This is a genomic window from Methylobacterium oryzisoli (assembly GCF_046557895.1).
Lineage (GTDB): Bacteria > Pseudomonadota > Alphaproteobacteria > Rhizobiales > Beijerinckiaceae > Methylobacterium > Methylobacterium oryzisoli.
Genome location: NZ_JBKIBX010000044.1, coordinates 1 through 16261, shown reverse-complemented (window position 1 = coordinate 16261; position 16261 = coordinate 1). Strand labels below are relative to the sequence as shown.

The window sequence follows — 16261 nt, the reverse complement described above, 5'->3', positions numbered from 1 at the left end:
CGGGGAGCCGCGAACCGGTTCACGCTCCCGGATCAGACGAGGGCGAAGACCGGGACGCGGTTGCCGATTCCCCGGAGGGAGCAGTCCTGCGGCCGGGCGTCGAGGCCGTCCCGCGCCAGCAGATGCGCGGCGTCCTGGCGCAGCACCGGCCCGGTGGCGAAGATCGCCCCGGATTCCGCGAGCGTCTGGACCCGCGCCGCGATGTTCACGGTCTGCCCGAAATAATCCTGCCGGTCGTTCAGATGGACGGCGAGGCACGGCCCCTCGTGCAGGCCGATCTTCAGGAGCAGTTCCTCCCCCGGCCGCTCGGCATTGAGCCGCCGCATGGCCGCGCGCATCGCCAGCGCGGCGGCGAGACCCTGCTCCGGGGTCGGGAAGGTCGCCATCACGGCGTCGCCGATGGTCTTCACCACGGCCCCGCCATGGGCCGCCACCACGTCGGTGAGGCGCTGGAAATGCGCGCGCACGAGGTCGTAAGCGACGAGGTCCCCGACGCGCTCGTACAGGTCGGTCGAGCCCGTGAGGTCGGTGAACAGGAAGGTCAGACTCAGGATCTTCAGCCGCTGGTCGATGGCGAGCGTCTGGGTCCGGTAGATATCGCGAAAGGTCTGATTGCTGAGGAGCCGCTTGGCGGTCAGGAAGGCGCGCCGCCCGCCGATCAGCCGGTTCAGCGCCTCGCCGGCGACGAAGATGCCCGGGAGCACCCGCTCCGCCCCCCGGTTCTCCAGGGTCAGCCGCAGCGCGCCCGGGCGCAGGGCCGCCTGCCCGACCGGCGGGCGCGGCCCGTCATACACCAGGGTGAGGTCCTGACGCTCGGACGCGGGCTCGCCCGCCACGTCGAGGACATGCGCCGCATGGGTCACCGGATCGAACACGATCAGGGACGCGGCCGGGACCTGAAGCGCCAGGATCAGGCGCTCGCCGGGCTGCAGCGCCACCGCGTCGAGCGTCGCCGTCCGGGCGAGGTCGTCGAAGGCCTCTGCCTCCGGAAAGGCGACGCCGGTGCCGAAGAAGACCTGACGGTGATAGTCCCAGAACGGCAGGGAGGCCGGCTCGTGCGCGGCGATGCGCCGGATGCGCGGGCTCACCGCGAAGCTGACCTCGACCGCATCGTCGAGCACCGGCTCGGTATCGAGGGCGCAGAAGGCGCAGCGGTAGGGCTCGCCCCGCACGGTCCGCAGTGAGGCATTGGCATTCAGCACGCCGCCGCAGCTCGCGCACAGGACGTTCCACGACATCTCGACGAGGCCGAGCCGGGCGGCGTGCAGCAGCGTACCGATGACCGCGTCCTCGCCGAGCCCGCCGGCCCGCGCGAGGGCGACCGCATTGATGCGCGCGAGGTCGTGGTCGGCGCCGTGCCGAAAAAGGTGATCGAGCGCGCGCACCGCGTCGGGATCGCCCGCCTGCCGAAGGGCACCGAGAAGAGCGTCACCGTCCTGCATGCCGCCATCTTAGCGCATTTCCCGCCGAAGTGGACTCCGACGGGTGCAGGACCCGCGGCAGAACCGCGGGGTCCCGAGTGAAGTGAGGCGGGGTTCGGCGGCCTTCCTACAGCGCCGTCGCCGGCTCGCGCACCACGTCGCGGGGCACGAACAGGCCGTCGTCGTTCGTCGCCATGGTGAGGCGGCGCTGGTGGAAGGCCTCCAGCGTCGAGCGGTGGCCGATCGAGACGAGCGTGGTGTCCGGCAGGCGCTGGCGCAGCATCCGGTAGAGGGCCGCCTCGGTGGGCTCGTCGAGGGCCGCCGTCGCCTCGTCGAGGAAGAGCCAGTCGGGCTTGGCGAGCAGCGCCCGGGCGATGGCGATGCGCTGCTGCTCGCCGAGCGACAGGGTCTGCGCCCAGGGGGCCTCCTCGTCGAGGCGCGAGGCGAGGTGCGGCAGGCGTGCCGATTCCAGCGCCTCGCGGATCGCCGCGTCGTCGTGGCGGTCCGCGGTGTCCGGATAGGTCGCGGCCTGGCGCAGGGTCCCCATCGGCAGGTAGGGCCGCTGCGGCAGCAGCATCAGGCGCGCGCCCTCGGGAGTGCGCACCTGCCCCTCGCCGAAGGGCCAGATGCCCGCGAGCGCCCGGAAGAGCGTCGACTTGCCCGAGCCCGACGGGCCGGTGAGCAGCGTCGTCTCGCCGGGCGCGAAGGCGAGGTCGTGCACCGCCGCGACCTCCCGGCCGTCCGGCAGGGCGAGCCGGAGATTCGCGATCTCCAGGGCGCCGCCGCGACCCGGCGCCACCGCGAGGCGGCTTCCCGTCTCCATCGCCTCGGCCCGGTCCATCGCGGCGTCGAAGGTGGTGAGGCGGTCGACCTGCGCCTTGTAGTCCGCGAGGGTGACGTAGAAGGTGATGAAGAACGACATCGTGCTCTCGACGCGCGCGAAGGCGCCGGCCGTCTGCGTCATCACCCCGAGCGGAATCTGGCCCGCGAAGTAGTAGGGCGCCACCAGGATGTAGGGGATCACCACGTTCGCCTGCTGGTAGCTCACCGTGAAGGCGGCGAGCTTCTTGCGGCGGTCGACGATGGCGTAGAAGTTCGCGATCAGCGCGCCGAAGCGGTCGCGCAGCGAGGCCCGCTCGGCGCCGCCGCCGCTCAGCAGCGCCACCTGCTCGCCGTACTCGCGCAGGCGCGCCAGCGAGAAGCGGAAATCCGCCTCGCGCCGCTGCTGCTCGAAGTTGAGCCGGATCAGCGGGCGACCGATCAGGTGCGTCAGCCACGTCACCAGGGCGGAATAGATCAGCGCGCCCCAGACCAGGAAGCCCGGCACGTGCCAGTCCGTCCCCGGCACCGTGAACGAGGCCGAGATGGTCCACAGGATGACCGAGAACGAGATCAGGTTCGACACCGCCGACAGGAAGCTGATGGTGAGCGACTGCGTCGTCTGGGTGAACTGGTCGATGTCGTCGGCGATGCGCTGGTCGGGGTTGTCGGCCTGGGCGCCGGTCAAGCCCATGCGGTAGTGGTTGTTGCGCCCGAGCCAGCGGTCGACGTAGTGGCGCGTCATCCAGGCCCGCCAGCGGATGCGCAGGAACGACTGGACCACGTACTGGATGATCGCGCTCGCCACGTAGACCGTGGCCCAGAAGCAGAACACCCAGAAGAGCAGCGACCAGAACGCCGCCGCGTCCTTATTTTGGATGGCGTTGAACCAGTCCCGGTTGAAGTAGGAGAGCCGGACGTTGATCGCGACCTGCGCGAACTCGATTCCGATGACCAGAACCGCCATGGTGAGCGCGACCCAGCGCTCCTGCATCCGGACGGTCCCGAAGGGCCAGATGCGGATCTCGGTCTCCTCCCGGGTGACGTAGTACGGGTAGGTGAGCCGCCAGATCTGCAGGAGTGCCTGCTTCATTCGCTGCATGGGTGTCTCCAGCGCCCCCCGTCGTCGCGGGAGCCTTCATGTCGCCGCCGCAGGCCCGCCGCAAGGGGAGGGGGGGTAAGCGGGCCGCGACCGATCCGCCGCCCTGACGCAGTTCCGTGGCGGCACCGTGTCAGCGCGGCCGGCACCGGAGGCGGCCGGTCCAAGCCCCCGGAAAGACTGGATATCGGCCACGATGCCCCGGGCTCGCCGCAATCCCGCGGGATGAACTGGCCGGAGCGGGCCGCCCTGCGCCGGTTCTCCGGATGTCCGGGGCGTCGCCGGACCGGTCCGGCCGCCATCTTGGGACACACGGACACGCATGTCGGGCCTCTCGATCCTGAACGTCGATGCGGTGCGCGCGGCGCCGCTCGCGCACGAACCCTACCGCTACATCCTGGGGGATGGCGTGCTGCGGCCCGACGCCGTGGACGCGCTGCGCCGCGACTTCCCGGATATCGGCAAGCCCGGCTACCTGACGGTCGACGAGGTCCAGCTCAAGGGCCGCTTCAAGGACCTGATCGAGGAACTGGAGAGCGACGAGTTCTCGGCGGTGCTGAGCGAAAAATTCGGCATCGACCTCGTCTCCTGCCCGCGCCTCACCACCATCATGAAGCGCTCGCAGCCCAAATACGGGGCGATCCACACCGACGGCCCCTCCAAGGTGATGACCCTGCTCGTCTACATGAACGACGCCTGGGAGGCGCCTGCGGGCGGGCGGCTGCGGGTGCTCTACGACGGCCAGAACTTCGAGCCCTACGCGGTCGAGGTGCCCCCGACCATGGGCACGCTGTTCGCGTTCCTGCGCGCCGACAATTCCTGGCACGGCCACCGGCCCTTCGAGGGCGAGCGGCGCGTGGTGCAGGTCGCCTGGGTGCGCGACGCCGCCGAGCTCGAACGCAAGAAGAAGCGCAACCGCACCGCCCAGTTCCTGAAGGGCATCTTCGGCCGGTAGCCCCGGAGGGGCCCCGGGGTTCCATCGCCGCGTGACCGCCGGATTGGGCGATCCGGGATGAGCGGGACACAACTTGACGCCCGGGCAGGGCCGGGAGAGCGTGGGGGCGTGATGATCCGGCAGCATGGCGCGCGCAGTGCGGCGGCGGGGGCCCTGGCTCTCGCCGGGTTGGCGTTCGCGCCGCCGGGCGGAGCGCTGGCACAGTCCGACCTTGAAGAGCCGGTCCTCTCGAAACCCTACCGCTCCTCGATCCCACAATTCCGCCGCAAGCCCAGCGACACGTGGCGTGAGCCTCCCGGCCGAGAAGCGGCCCCCCGCGAGACGGCTCCTCGCGATGCGGCCTCCCGCGACGCTGCCCCGCGCGACGCGGTCGTGCGCGAGGGACCGGCGCGCGAGCCCCCGCGCGAGACGGTTCCCGAGCCGGTGCCGACCGCGGCGCCGGCGCCCGAGCCGGCCCCGTCTCCCGCCCCGGCGACGGTCGCGGCCCCCACGCCGCGGACGCCGCCTGCGGCGCGCGCGACGGCCGCTCCGCCCGCTCGCGCCGCCGCCGCCACGCCCGTCTTCGTGCCGAACGACGACGAGGACGAGGAGGCACCGGCGGCCTATGTCGGCGTCTGGGGCCCGACCGCGGCTGCCTGCGCCTCCGCCCGCGACAAGCGGCGCGGCTACCTGCCGGCGGTGATCCGCAGCACGAACGCGCAGGCCGGGAAGACCGCCTGCGCGTTCAGCGACCTGCGGCGGACCGGCAATTCCTGGACGATGGCGGCGGCCTGCCGCAACGGCCGCCAGCGCTGGACCTCGCACGTGCGCCTGTCGGTCGACGGCAACCGACTGACGTGGTCGAGCGAGCGCGGGGCGGCGACGTACGTGCGCTGCGCCAAGGCCTGACGCTTCGGGAGTCCGACGCGACCTTGGCGCAGGCCATCCTCGCCAACGCGGCGGCGTCGCACTCCGCGACCGACCGCACCAGGGATGACGATGCGGTCTGCAACCCCCGGGAGCGAAATGCTCGCGCCACTCGGGATCGTGAAGGAGATCCGGCATGGCGGCTGAGGTCGACGGGCTCGCGATCCTGTGCGCGATCACCGAGACACCACAGGCCTTCCCGGCGATCCGCCGGGAGCTGAACAAGGCCGCGCAGCTCCTCGTGACCAAGCAGATCAAGGCCCGTGATCTCACGCTGGACGACCTGCGCCACGTGCGGGCCGCGCTCGGGCCGCAGCCCTTCGCCCTCGTCCTCGACGGCATGAAGGACAGCGAGATCAGGAATCTGGCGAGACGGCTCGACAGGCACGATCCCGGCCTCGGGACGGCCACGCCCGCCGACCATCGCCGCCGCCTGCTCGCGCTCGCGGCCGGAGCCGATCCGGTGCCGGCGCCCGCGATCCGGCAACGAGAGCGGCGGTCCCGGCCCGACGCCGCAAGCCCGTCCCCTGAGACTGCCTAGCGCGGACCTTCGCCCGGCCGCCGCGTTATCGTGGTGGCTCGGGACCGCGCGGGGCGGCGGAGGCGTGGATGCAGGGGCTGACCTACGCGATCGGGGACGTGCACGGCTGCGCCGGCCTCCTCGACGCGCTGCTGGAGCGGATCGAGGCGCATCGGGCCGGCCGGCCGCGGCGGCTCGTCTTCCTCGGCGACTACGTCGACCGGGGGCCGGACAGCGCCCAGGTGATCGCTACGGTGCGGGCGCTCCAGGCGGGCGAGCCCGACGACGTCATCTGTCTCGCCGGCAACCACGAGGCGATGCTGCTCGCCGCGCAGGCGGGCGAGGACGATGCGCTCTGGCTCGCCAACGGGGGCCTGGCGGCGCTCGCCTCCTTCGGCGCGACCCGGGCCACCGACCTGCCACGGGAGGTGACGGACTGGATCGGCGGGCTGCCGAGCGCGCACGAGGACGACCGGCGCTGGTACGTGCACGGCGGGTTCCGCCCCGGCCAGCCCGCCCGCTCCTCGGACCGGGCGACCCGGCTGTGGATGCGCGAGCCGTTCCTCTCGGCCGATTACGATTTCGGCAAGCACGTGGTGCACGGGCACACGCCGGTGCGCGGCACCGCCCCGGACGTGCGGCGCCACCGCACCAACCTCGACACCGGCGCGGTGTTCGGCGGCGCGCTCACGGCGGGCGTTTTCGGCGACGCGCAGGGTCCGGCGGTCGATTTTCTGCAGGTGCGGTGAGGGATCAGGCCCGCCGGGGCAGCAGCGCGGCGAGCGCGGCGAGCGCCCAGCCGAGCATCAGCAGGAGGCCGCCCGACGGCGCCGCCATCGGAAACAGGGGCGTCTGCGCGAGCGCGCGCAGCGAAAGGTCGCCGCAAAAAAGCACGAGGCCGAGGACGAGCCCCGCCGCCGCGAGACGGGCCGGGCCGGGGCGCAGATAGCCGCCCCCGCTCAAGCCCCCGAGGGCGAGAAGGGGACCGGCATGAAACAGCAGGAACTGCGCCGCGGTCTGGAGGCTGCCGGTGGGGGCGAGGTGCGCGGCGGCCGCCGCGAGCGCCACGCCAAGCAGGCCCGCGAGGCTGCCGAGCGCCAGGATGATCCGATCCGGCATGGCCATCGGCTCAGCCGCGCTCGGCCAGGAGCCGCGCCACGCTGGCGCGCAGATCCGCGATGCCCTCGCCCGTGCGGGTCGAGGTCAGGATGATCTCCGGATAGGCGGCGGGGCGGCGGGCCAGCGCGGCGGCGGTGGCATCAAGGCGTGCCTGCACCTCGCCCTTCTTGAGCGCGTCGCCCTTGGTCAGCACGACCTGGTACGACACCGCCGCGGCGTCGAGTTCGTCGAGCACCTCCGCGTCGTTGACCTTGATCCCGTGCCGCGCGTCGATGAGGAGGTAGACCCGGGCGAGGTTGGCCCGGCCCTGCAGATAGGCGTGGATCAGGTCGGTCCAGGACGCGACCTTAGCCTTCGACACGGCGGCGTAGCCGTAGCCCGGCATGTCCACCAGGGTGAGCTTGCCGCCGAGATCGAAGAAGTTGAGCTGCTGGGTGCGCCCCGGCGTGTGCGAGGTGCGCGCGAGCGTGGTGCGGCCGGTGAGCGCGTTGATGAGACTCGACTTGCCGACGTTCGAACGCCCCGCGAAGGCGATCTCGTGCCCGTGCATCGGCGGCAGCGATGCCAGCGTGTCCGCCGCCGTCGCGAAATCGGCGGCGCCCGCGAACAAAAGCCGCCCGGCCTCCTGAAGCGCGGCCTCTTGGAGCGCCGCCTCCTCGTCGGGGGAGGCCATGCTCAGCCCTTGGCCTCCTTGACCGCGCCGCGCCGCCAGAACGTCGAGCGCAGGTTGTCCCATAATTCGACCTTCACGCCGTTGCGCCGCATGATCCAGTACTGCTGCAGGATCGACAGCAAGTTGTTCCAGGCCCAGTAGATCACGAGTCCGGCCGGGAACGAGGCCAGCATGAACGTGAAGATGATGGGCATGAAGGTGAAGATCTGGGCCTGAACCGGATCGGGCGGGGCCGGATTCATCTTCATCTGCACGAACATCGTGATGCCCATGATGAGGGGCCAGATGCCGAGGTGCAGAAAGTCGGGCGGCGCGAAGGGCAGGAGGCCGAACAGGTTGAACAGCGAGGTCGGGTCCGGCGCCGCGAGGTCGCGGATCCAGCCGAAGAACGGCGCGTGCCGCATCTCGATGGTGACGAACAGCACCTTGTAGAGCGCGAAGAAGACCGGGATCTGGATCAGCACCGGCCAGCAGCCGGCGATCGGGTTGATCTTCTCCTTCTTGTACAGCTCCATCATCGCCTGCTGCTGCTTGACCTTGTCGTCCGCGTAGCGCTCGCGGATGGCCAGCATCTCCGGCTGGACGGCCTTCATCTTGGCCATCGAGACGTAGGAGCGATTGGCGATCGGCAGGAAGAACAGCTTGAGGATCAGCGTCACGACCAAGATCGACACGCCGAAGTTGCCGAACAGGCGATAGAAGAAGTCCAGCGCCTTGAACATCGGCTTGGTGATGAAATAGAACCAGCCCCAGTCGATCATCAGATCGAACTGCTTGATGCCGTAGCGCTGGCCGTAGGCATCGATGGCCGAGACCTCCTTGGCGCCGGCGAACAGGCGCTGGTTGGCCTGCGCAGTGGCGCCGGGCTCCAGCGTCTTCGCGTCGCCCAGGATGCTCGCCTGGTAGACCTTCGTGGCGCCCTCGTTGCGCTCCGTGAAGCTGCCCGTGTAGGGCGAGGACTGGTCGGCGGGGATCGCCGCGGCCGCCCAGTACTTGTCCGTGATGCCGACGAAGCCGCCCGTGACGCCGGGCCAGCTGATCCCGCGGGTTCCGGGCGCGCCGAGCGGGCTTTCCTTGGCGAGGGCGTCGTAGGTGTATTCCTGCAGGCCCTTGTCGCCCAAGACGCCGATCAGGCCCTCGTGCAGCACGTAGTAGCCCTGGGTCGTCGGCTTGCCCCAGCGGGAGACGAGACCGTAGGAATAGAGCGTGACCGGGTTCTGGCCCTTGTTCTCGACCGAATCCTCGACCGTGAACATGAACTTGTCGTCGACCCTGATCGTGCGGCGGAAGACCAGCCCCGCGCCGTTGTCCCAGGTCAGGACCAGGGGTTTGTCGGCGGTCAGGACCTCGCCGTCCGCGGTCCAGAGCGTGTCGCCGCCCGGCAGCGGGCCGGCGTTCTGGCCGACCCAGCCGAACTCCGCGTAGTAGGGATGCGCCGAACCGGCCGGCGAGAGCAGCACGATGCGCGGGCTCTTCGGGTCGACGGTCTCGTGGTAGGCCTTGAGCGAGACGTCGTCGATGCGGCCGCCCTTCAGGGCGACCGAGCCGGCGAGCGCCGGCGTGTCGATGCGCACGCGCGGCGAGCGGGCCAGCGCCTCCTCGCGGGTGGCCGCCGCCCGCGGGTCGCCGCCGGGGGCGCCCGGCAGGGTCCCGGGCACCGGGGCCGCGGGGCCGCCTTCACGTGGGCTCGGGGCCGGATTCGTCTGCGCCTGCTGCTGGCGCTGACGCTCCACCTGCGGCGCGGTGACGAGATAGTTCCACCCGAGCAGCACCGCCAGCGACAGCACGACGGCGATGATCATGTTGGTTTTGTCGTTACCCATCGAGGTCCCGCGACGCCTGCCGCCTCATCTGCGGGACCGTCCGGCGGCGGCTCTCCTCCGACCGGCCCTGCGACCACCACGACGAGGCAGGCCGTGCGGCCCGCCTCATGATTCAGACTTCGGTCCGCGCCGGCCCCCGCCCGGCGGGCGGGGCTTCGTCACGGCGGCGAGCGCACGCCGGATATCGTCGACGAGGAGTGCGAAGGGCGCGCCCAGGGCCTCGCGCCGGCCGATCAGCACCACGTCGAGCGGCTGTGCCGCGTGGCCGGCCCCGGCGAGGGCCACCGCGGCCTTGAGGCGACGGCGGATGCGGTTTCGCTCGGTGGCGTGCCCGGTCCGCTTGGTGACCGTGAAGCCGAACCTCAGCCCGGCCTCGCCCGGTTCGTCGCGCAGGCGCCCCTGCGCCGTCAGACGCCCGGTGTGGAAACGGCGGCCCGCGGCCGCCGCCAGATAGTCAGGCCGCCGCGTGATCCGCCCCAGGGGCGCGCCAAGCAGCGCGAGCGGCTCGTCCGCGGCGCTCACCAGCCGGCGCCGCCGGCCTTTCAGGCCGAGAGGCGCTTGCGGCCGCGCGCGCGGCGGGCCGCGATGACCTTGCGGCCACCGACGGTGGCCATGCGGGCGCGGAAGCCGTGCCGGCGCTTGCGCACGAGCTTCGAGGGTTGATACGTTCTCTTCACGGCGGAGTCTCCGAAGGCCGGGGCCGGCGCTGCAGCGGATGAGCGCAGCGCCGCAGCCCTCGTGGGATTCAGATTGTGTCAATGCGAATGCGAGCGCACACCCTGCCGGGCGGCGGCCTCACGTCGGGCGCTGTATGGCGGAATGGCCGGGGGGAGTCAATCGCGTTAAGGAAGCTGCGCGATGGGGGAGGGGAGACGATGTTGCACGACGAGGACCGCCCGCGGCCGGCGGCGACCACGCACGTGATCGGTCAGGATCTGTCGGCGCTCTCGATCGACGATCTTGACGAGCGCATCGAGACGCTGCGCCGCGAGATCGCGCGGCTCGAAGAGGCCCGGCGGGGCCGGCAGGCCTCCCAGGCGGCCGCCAACGCGGTGTTCAAGCTCTGAGGATCGGTCATTGAGGGTCGTCCGGCGGCCGGCTCCGCCCGCTGTCGCGTGGCCGCGCGCCCGGCCCGGTTCCGTCTCAAGCACCGCCGGTGCCAGCGCGATCGGACCCGCGATGAAACCTTGTTAACCATTTTTTAAGCTTTCCGGACGATAACCAGAGCTGTCCAGCCTTCTGGATGTCGAGTGGTTTCTGTCCACTCTGTTTGATGCCTCCCTGTACGACTTCTCAGCCGCCCCCACTCGGGGCGGCTTTCTTTTTGGCCCCTCGCCGAGCCTCTCACCGGGAGCCGTCCGCCTGCGCGCGCGTTGCCGTTAGGGTTAACGCTTCCTGAAGGAGGCGCCGCCGCCGCCCTGGCGCTACACTTGCGGATGAGAGCGCAGGTGTACCGCCGGCGTCCCGCATCGGGACGGGCGCGGTGCCGGGACGGCGCAGGAGGAGTCATGATCGGGACGGACGTGGTGTTTCGCGAGGTGCGCGAGACCGTGAATTTCGGCGAGACCTTCGTCGCCTCGGAGGCCTTCCGCGAGTTGTTCCGCGAGGGGATGACCCTGGTGGAGGAGACCGCCGCCTATCTCGACGGTCCGGGCCGGGACGAGTCGCGTCTCCTGCCCCGCCACGCCGCGCTCACCTACGCCAGCGAGAGCATGCGGCTCACCACCCGACTGATGCAGATCGCCTCCTGGCTCCTCGTGCAGCGCGCGGTGGCCGAGGGCGAGTTGTCCCTGAGCGAGGCGGTGCAGGAGAAGACCCGCGTGCGGCTGACCCGCACCGAGACGGGCGAGAACGCCGCCGTCCTGATCGGCGAACTGCCGCTCTCCCTCCAGGCGCTGATCGGCCATTCGAAGCGCCTGCACGACCGGATCCTGCACCTCGACGGCCTGATCTCGGACGACCGGCCGACCCCTGCGCCGCGCGAGAGCCCGGTCTTCGCCCAGCAGGACCGGCTGCGCGCCGCCTTCCGGCCGGCCTCCTGATCCCTAGCCGGGCGGATCGAGGGTGGCGCAAAGAAAAACCCCGGCCGAACAGCCGGGGTCCTGCACCAGCGGGGCGCCGCAGCGCCCGCGAATCGCCGGTGACCGCGTGGCCTTACTTCTTGCCGAAGGACATGTTGCCGAAGCGCGAGTTGAAGCGCGAGACGCGGCCGCCGCGGTCCATCAGCTTCTGCTCGCCGCCGGTCCAGGCCGGGTGCGTGGTCGGGTCGATGTCGAGGTTGAGGGTGTCGCCCTCCTTGCCCCAGGTCGACCGGGTGGTGAACTCCGTCCCGTCGGTCATCACCACCTTGATGAAGTGGTACTCGGGATGCTCGGTGCCCTTCTTGCCGGCAGTGTTCTTCGCCATGACGAATTCCTCGATGCGGCCCGCCTCGAACGCTCGGCTGTGGGCCGCGGCCATTGATCGCGCGTAATCGGATGAGCGGCGGCCTATACCTCACCCGACGGCGCCAAACAAGCGCAGCCACAACGGACCAGACTGACGCGACATGGCCAGTGCCGACGAACCCCGTTCCCGGGCCTCCCTGGGGGCGCTGAGACCGCTCATCCCCTTCGCGATGCGCTACCGCGGGCGGATCGCCGCGGCCGTCGTGGCCCTGGTGGCCGCCGCCGGGGCGACGCTGGTGGTGCCGATCGCCATCCGGCGCGTGGTCGATCTCGGCTTCTCGCAGGCGGGCGTCGCGATGATCGACGCCTATTTCGGCGCCCTGATCGGCGTCGTGGCGCTGCTCGCGGTGGCGAGCGCCGCGCGCTACTACTTCGTCGTCACGCTGGGCGAGCGGGTGATCGCGGACCTGCGGGCGGCGGTGTTCGCGCGCCTCACCCTGCTCGACCCCTCCTTCTTCGACCAGGCGCGCAGCGGCGAGCTCGTCTCGCGCCTCACGGCGGATGCCGCGCAGGTGAAGGCGGTCTTCGGCGTCTCGCTCTCGATCCTGCTGCGCAACGCCGTGCTGTTCACGGGCGCCGTCGGCATGATGGTGTGGACGAGCCCCAAGCTCTCGGTGCTGGTGCTGGCGGCGATCCCGGTGATCGTTTTCCCCCTGATCCTTTCGGGGCGGGGCGTGCGCCGCCGCTCGCGCGCCGCGCAGGACCGCCTCGCGGACGCCTCCGCCTACGCCACGGAGGCCGTGGGCGCCGTGCGCACCATGCAGGCCTTCGGCATGGGGCCGGCCACCACCGCGCGCTTCGCCGCGGCCTCCGAGGACGCCTTCCTCGCCGCCCGCGCCTCGGCCCGGGCGCGGGCGCTGCTCACCGGCGTGGCGATCTTCCTCATCTCGGCGAGCGTGGTCGGCGTGCTGTGGTACGGCGCGCAAGGGGTGGCGAGCGGTGCGCTGACGGCCGGCCAGCTCTCGCAGTTCGTGCTCTACGCGGTGTTCGGCGCGAGCGCGCTGGGCCAGCTCTCGGAGGTCTACGGGGAACTGACGCTGGCGGCCGGCGCCGCCGAGCGCCTCGGCGAGATCCTGCGGACGGAGCCCACCATCGCCGTACCCGCCCAACCGGCCTCGCTGCCGGAGCCGCCGCGCGGCGAGGTGGCGTTCGAGGGCGTCACCTTCGCGTATCCGACGCGGCCCGAGCGCTCCGCGCTGCACGAGATCCGCTTCACGGTGGCGCCCGGTGAGCGGGTCGCCCTGGTCGGCCCCTCGGGCGCGGGCAAGAGCACCGTGCTGCAGCTGCTGCTGCGCTTCTACGATCCCGATTCGGGACAGGTCTGCGTCGACGGCGTCCCGATCGCGACCGTCGATCCCGATGCCCTGCGCCGCCGCCTCTCGCTCGTGCCCCAGGACCCAACCGTGTTCAGCGGCAGCGTCCTCGACAACATCCGCTACGGCCGCCCGGAGGCGAGCGAGGCCGAGGTGGTGCGCGCCGCCGAGCAGGCCCACGCGGACGGCTTCATCCGCACCCTCCCGCAGGCCTACGCGACGCTGGTGGGCGAGCGCGGCGTCACCCTCTCGGGCGGGCAGCGCCAGCGCATCGCCATCGCGCGGGCGATCCTGAAGGACGCGCCGATCCTCCTTCTCGACGAGGCGACCTCGGCCCTCGACGCGGAGAGCGAGCGGGCCGTTCAGGCCGCCCTGGACCTCCTGATGAAGGAGCGCACCACGCTCGTCATCGCCCACCGCCTCGCCACGATCCGGGCCGCCGACCGCATCCTCGTCCTCGACGAGGGCCGCGTGGTGGAGGAGGGGACCCACGAGGCCCTGCTCGCCCGCAACGGCCTCTACGCCCAGCTCGCGGCGCTGCAATTCGACGTCTCCGCCGACGAGGCCCGGCGCCGGCAGCGGCTCGTCGCGGTGTGACCGGCGGGATCAGACCGGCCTGAATGGAGATGGAACCTCACTCCAGCCGAAGGACGAGAGCAGGCATCGCGGGATCCCCTCTCCCGTGCGGGAGAGGGGTAGGGGTGAGGGTCCCGGGAGGGAGCCGCAGGAAGGCGGAACGCTGCCGCTACCTGCACTGAGGGCTGGTTGCTGGTCCTGACCCGTTCCGCTCCCCTCACAACGCTCCGTGCTTCACTGCGGCCCCACCTGGACCCTCACCCCTGCCCCTCTCCCGCACGGGAGAGGGGTTCCCCGCGCCCTTTCCAAATAACGGAGAGGCGCACCCATCGCGCATCGCACGACCGCCCGCCGCCTCACCGCTCCGTCAGCTTCAGCTCGATGCGGCGGTTGCGGGAATACGCCTCGTCCGAGCTGCCCGCATCGAGGGGCTGGAACTCGCCGAAGGCGCCGGCGAGCAGGCGCTGGGGCGGGATGCCGCGGCCGACCATGTACTGCACGACCGCGATGGCGCGGGCCGCCGAGAGCGCCCAGTTCGACGGGAAGGCGGCCGAGTTGATCGGCCGGGCATCGGTGTGGCCGTCCACCCGCAGCACCCAGGGGATGTCGGAGGGGATCTGCCGGTTGAGTTCGACGATCGCGGCGGCGATGCGGTCGAGCTCCGGGCCCGCCTCGGGGCGCAGCGTCGCCTGTCCGGCGGCGAAGAGCACCTCGGATTGCAGCACGAAGCGGTCGCCGACGATGCGGATGTCCGTGCGGTTGCCGAGGATCTGGCGCAGGCGGCCGAAAAAGTCGGAGCGGTAGCGCGCCAGTTCCTGCACGCGCTGGGCGAGCGCGACGTTGAGCCGGCTGCCGAGATCGGCGATGCGGGCCTGGCTCTCGCGGTCGCGGGTCTCGGAGGCGGCGAGCGCATCCTCCAGGGCGGCGAGCTGCTGGCGCATCGCCGAGATCTGCTGGCTCAGGAGTTCGACCTGGCTCAGAGCCCGGTTGGTGGCGCCCTTCTCGGCTTCGAGCTGGCGGCCGAGTTCGCTCGCCTTGCCCTGCGCGCCCTGGTCGGTCGCCAGCACGTCCTGCAGGCGCCGCCGCTCGACCTCCGAGGATTGCAGGTTCGAGCGCAGCGCCGCGGCCGTCTCCTCCAGGGTGCGCCGCCCCGAGCGTTCGAGGGCGAGGAGGTCATTCAGCTCCGAGATCTGCCGGTTGAGGCGGTCCAGCACCGTGTCGCGGCCGGAAATCTCCTGCGAGAGGAAGAACTGCCCGGTGACGAAGATGGTGAGCAGGAACACCACCGAGAGCAGCAGGGTGGTGAGCGCGTCGACGTAGCCCGGCCAGACGTTGAGGGTGCGGTCGCGCCGCAGGGCCCGGCCGGCCATCAGGCGTCACCCCGGCGCCGCGGCCTCATTCCACCCGCTCCCGGCCCAGCCGGTCGAGCACCTGCTTCAGCTCGCGCTCGCGGTTCGCCTGGGCCTCCACCCAGTCGCGGATCATCTGCTGCTCGGCGCGCATGTGCTGCACGAGGCCCTGGATGCCCTCGGCGAGATTGGCCATCGCCTGGGTGCTGGCGCGGCTGTTGCCGGTGCTGTCGCCGACGAGGCTGGAGAGGCGCGTCACCGCCTCCGCGAGGTCGCGCAGGGAGGCCTCCGAGGTCCGGCCCACCGGCAGCGCGGCGGTCGCGGCCTCCGGCCCGGCCCGCGCCACCAGCCAATCCTCCAGCTCGTTGACGAAGCGCGTGTGGGCCTGCCCCGCCTGGAGGTCGAGGAAGCCGATGATCAGCGAGCCGGCGAGGCCGAACAGCGAGGCCGAGAAGGCGAGCCCGATCCCTGAAAGGGGCACGGCGAGGCCGCTCTTCAATTCATCGAACATCACCGCCGCGTCGCCGCCGCCGGCCCGCATGGAGCGGATGACGTTGCCCACGGCCGAGAGCGTGTCGATGAGGCCCCAGAACGTGCCGAGCAGGCCGAGCAGGATCAGGATGCCGGCGATGTAGCGCAGGGCCTCCCGGCCCTCGTCGAGCCGCGAGGCCACCGTGTCGAGAAGCGGCCGGAAGCTCGACGGCGCCACCCCGCCGCCCGCGCCGGTCTCACGCAGGGCCGGCGCCAGGGCGGAGAGGACGCGCGGCGTGCCCGGATTCGTCTCGCCCGCCACCGTGCGGTTGACGAAGCGGATTTCTCGGAAGAGGCGCTGCACCTGCCCGAAGGCGAGCAGGATTGCGATGAACAGGATGCCGAGGATCAGGCCGTTGAGGCCCGGATTGGCCATGAAGGCCGGGACGATCTGCCGATAGAGGACGAAGGCCAGGAAGCCCGACAGGATCAGGAAGAGCGCCATGCGGACGAGGAAGATCCGCGGCGAGGTCAGGGGAGGGGACGCAGCACTCGCCGCCATCGCGTCGCAGGTCTCGCTGGTTCGGCGGCGCGGTGAGCCGATTCGTCCGCGGCCGGTGTGAGGATCGATGCCGGCCGGCACTCTGCCGACTGGACGGCGCAGGATCAAGCCGCAGCTTGACCGTGAAGAATGCTGTCATACCGCCGCGCTTTAGCGTTGACTCGAACGTGAGTTGGTCGTGACGCACGTCTGTGCTGGCCTGCGGCCT

The 16261-nt window shown here is 71.4% G+C and carries 17 protein-coding genes; 7 read left to right on the top strand and 10 right to left on the bottom strand.

Translation table 11 applies throughout. The features are described from left to right. Positions 1 to 32: 32 nt before the first annotated feature. Entirely contained in the window at positions 33 to 1442 is a 1410-nt protein-coding gene (locus tag ACKUB9_RS28140; RefSeq protein WP_407529312.1) for an adenylate/guanylate cyclase domain-containing protein, read from the bottom strand. 106 nt (positions 1443 to 1548) lie between these two features. Continuing rightward, complete coding sequence (locus tag ACKUB9_RS28135) at positions 1549 to 3342, bottom strand: ABC transporter ATP-binding protein/permease (protein ID WP_407529311.1); 1794 nt, start codon at positions 3340 to 3342, stop codon at positions 1549 to 1551. Between the two features lie 319 nt (positions 3343 to 3661). Here ACKUB9_RS28135 and ACKUB9_RS28130 point away from each other — a divergent pair, with 319 nt between their 5' ends. The 4 genes from ACKUB9_RS28130 (at position 3662) to ACKUB9_RS28115 (ending at position 6469) form a co-directional block, all read left to right on the top strand. After that, the gene (locus ACKUB9_RS28130) at positions 3662 to 4294 is read left to right on the top strand and encodes a 2OG-Fe(II) oxygenase family protein (protein ID WP_407529310.1); all 633 of its coding nucleotides are present in this window, start codon (positions 3662 to 3664) and stop codon (positions 4292 to 4294) included. A gap of 111 nt (positions 4295 to 4405) precedes the next feature. Then, positions 4406 to 5182: a hypothetical protein gene (locus ACKUB9_RS28125; protein WP_407529309.1), complete on the top strand. Its 777-nt coding sequence runs from the start codon at positions 4406 to 4408 to the stop codon at positions 5180 to 5182. Between the two features lie 154 nt (positions 5183 to 5336). Next, positions 5337 to 5741 (top strand): hypothetical protein, encoded by a 405-nt coding sequence (locus tag ACKUB9_RS28120; RefSeq protein WP_407529308.1) that lies wholly within the window; start codon positions 5337 to 5339, stop codon positions 5739 to 5741. A 68-nt stretch (positions 5742 to 5809) separates the two neighbouring features. Further along, positions 5810 to 6469, top strand: coding sequence for a metallophosphoesterase family protein (locus ACKUB9_RS28115; RefSeq protein ID WP_407529307.1), 660 nt, complete (start codon positions 5810 to 5812; stop codon positions 6467 to 6469). A gap of 4 nt (positions 6470 to 6473) precedes the next feature. Here the strand turns inward: ACKUB9_RS28115 and ACKUB9_RS28110 are convergent, their stop codons facing one another. From ACKUB9_RS28110 to rpmH, 5 genes are all read right to left on the bottom strand, one after another. Continuing rightward, positions 6474 to 6845 carry a DUF423 domain-containing protein gene (locus tag ACKUB9_RS28110; protein ID WP_407529306.1) on the bottom strand — a complete coding sequence of 124 codons (372 nt, stop codon included), beginning with the start codon at positions 6843 to 6845 and terminating at the stop codon, positions 6474 to 6476. 4 nt (positions 6846 to 6849) lie between these two features. Next, a complete protein-coding gene (gene yihA / locus ACKUB9_RS28105; RefSeq protein ID WP_407529305.1) occupies positions 6850 to 7512 on the bottom strand; it encodes a ribosome biogenesis GTP-binding protein YihA/YsxC in 663 nt (220 codons plus the stop codon). Positions 7513 to 7514: 2 nt separating this feature from the next. Continuing rightward, the gene (gene yidC, locus ACKUB9_RS28100; RefSeq protein ID WP_407529304.1) at positions 7515 to 9335 is read right to left on the bottom strand and encodes a membrane protein insertase YidC; all 1821 of its coding nucleotides are present in this window, start codon (positions 9333 to 9335) and stop codon (positions 7515 to 7517) included. Between the two features lie 105 nt (positions 9336 to 9440). Next, on the bottom strand, positions 9441 to 9857 hold the full coding sequence (locus ACKUB9_RS28095) for a ribonuclease P protein component (protein ID WP_407529303.1): 417 nt from the start codon (positions 9855 to 9857) through the stop codon (positions 9441 to 9443). Positions 9858 to 9877: 20 nt separating this feature from the next. After that, positions 9878 to 10012 carry a 50S ribosomal protein L34 gene (gene rpmH / locus ACKUB9_RS28090; RefSeq protein WP_010300405.1) on the bottom strand — a complete coding sequence of 45 codons (135 nt, stop codon included), beginning with the start codon at positions 10010 to 10012 and terminating at the stop codon, positions 9878 to 9880. Positions 10013 to 10210: 198 nt separating this feature from the next. Here rpmH and ACKUB9_RS28085 point away from each other — a divergent pair, with 198 nt between their 5' ends. Together ACKUB9_RS28085 and rcdA are read left to right on the top strand one after the other, a co-directional pair. Next, positions 10211 to 10402, top strand: a complete 192-nt coding sequence (locus ACKUB9_RS28085) for a DUF1192 domain-containing protein (protein ID WP_407529302.1) — start codon at positions 10211 to 10213, stop codon at positions 10400 to 10402. Positions 10403 to 10843: 441 nt separating this feature from the next. Beyond that, the gene (rcdA, locus tag ACKUB9_RS28080) at positions 10844 to 11377 is read left to right on the top strand and encodes a protease adaptor protein RcdA (RefSeq protein WP_407529301.1); all 534 of its coding nucleotides are present in this window, start codon (positions 10844 to 10846) and stop codon (positions 11375 to 11377) included. A gap of 112 nt (positions 11378 to 11489) precedes the next feature. Here the strand turns inward: rcdA and rpmE are convergent, their stop codons facing one another. Then, a complete protein-coding gene (gene rpmE / locus ACKUB9_RS28075; protein ID WP_238233957.1) occupies positions 11490 to 11741 on the bottom strand; it encodes a 50S ribosomal protein L31 in 252 nt (83 codons plus the stop codon). 142 nt (positions 11742 to 11883) lie between these two features. Between rpmE and ACKUB9_RS28070 the strand changes: the two genes are divergently transcribed. Continuing rightward, positions 11884 to 13692 carry an ABC transporter transmembrane domain-containing protein gene (locus tag ACKUB9_RS28070; RefSeq protein WP_407529300.1) on the top strand — a complete coding sequence of 603 codons (1809 nt, stop codon included), beginning with the start codon at positions 11884 to 11886 and terminating at the stop codon, positions 13690 to 13692. Positions 13693 to 14027: 335 nt separating this feature from the next. On the opposite strand, the gene ACKUB9_RS28065 is transcribed toward ACKUB9_RS28070, so the two are convergent. Next, on the bottom strand, positions 14028 to 15041 hold the full coding sequence (locus tag ACKUB9_RS28065) for a peptidoglycan -binding protein (RefSeq protein ID WP_407529299.1): 1014 nt from the start codon (positions 15039 to 15041) through the stop codon (positions 14028 to 14030). Between the two features lie 25 nt (positions 15042 to 15066). After that, positions 15067 to 16053, bottom strand: a complete 987-nt coding sequence (locus tag ACKUB9_RS28060) for a flagellar motor protein MotA (protein WP_407529298.1) — start codon at positions 16051 to 16053, stop codon at positions 15067 to 15069. Positions 16054 to 16261 lie beyond the last annotated feature (208 nt).

Coding starts and splice junctions, on each gene's coding strand:
- ACKUB9_RS28060 (WP_407529298.1), bottom strand. CDS start 16,053: ATGGCGGCGAGTGCTGCGTCCCCTCCCCTGACCTCGCCGCGGATCTTC.
- ACKUB9_RS28140 (WP_407529312.1), bottom strand. CDS start 1,442: ATGCAGGACGGTGACGCTCTTCTCGGTGCCCTTCGGCAGGCGGGCGAT.
- ACKUB9_RS28125 (WP_407529309.1), top strand. CDS start 4,406: ATGATCCGGCAGCATGGCGCGCGCAGTGCGGCGGCGGGGGCCCTGGCT.
- ACKUB9_RS28110 (WP_407529306.1), bottom strand. CDS start 6,845: ATGGCCATGCCGGATCGGATCATCCTGGCGCTCGGCAGCCTCGCGGGC.
- yihA (WP_407529305.1), bottom strand. CDS start 7,512: ATGGCCTCCCCCGACGAGGAGGCGGCGCTCCAAGAGGCCGCGCTTCAG.
- ACKUB9_RS28065 (WP_407529299.1), bottom strand. CDS start 15,041: ATGGCCGGCCGGGCCCTGCGGCGCGACCGCACCCTCAACGTCTGGCCG.
- ACKUB9_RS28130 (WP_407529310.1), top strand. CDS start 3,662: ATGTCGGGCCTCTCGATCCTGAACGTCGATGCGGTGCGCGCGGCGCCG.
- rcdA (WP_407529301.1), top strand. CDS start 10,844: ATGATCGGGACGGACGTGGTGTTTCGCGAGGTGCGCGAGACCGTGAAT.
- ACKUB9_RS28135 (WP_407529311.1), bottom strand. CDS start 3,342: ATGCAGCGAATGAAGCAGGCACTCCTGCAGATCTGGCGGCTCACCTAC.
- ACKUB9_RS28115 (WP_407529307.1), top strand. CDS start 5,810: ATGCAGGGGCTGACCTACGCGATCGGGGACGTGCACGGCTGCGCCGGC.
- ACKUB9_RS28120 (WP_407529308.1), top strand. CDS start 5,337: ATGGCGGCTGAGGTCGACGGGCTCGCGATCCTGTGCGCGATCACCGAG.
- ACKUB9_RS28070 (WP_407529300.1), top strand. CDS start 11,884: ATGGCCAGTGCCGACGAACCCCGTTCCCGGGCCTCCCTGGGGGCGCTG.
- yidC (WP_407529304.1), bottom strand. CDS start 9,335: ATGGGTAACGACAAAACCAACATGATCATCGCCGTCGTGCTGTCGCTG.
- rpmE (WP_238233957.1), bottom strand. CDS start 11,741: ATGGCGAAGAACACTGCCGGCAAGAAGGGCACCGAGCATCCCGAGTAC.
- ACKUB9_RS28085 (WP_407529302.1), top strand. CDS start 10,211: ATGTTGCACGACGAGGACCGCCCGCGGCCGGCGGCGACCACGCACGTG.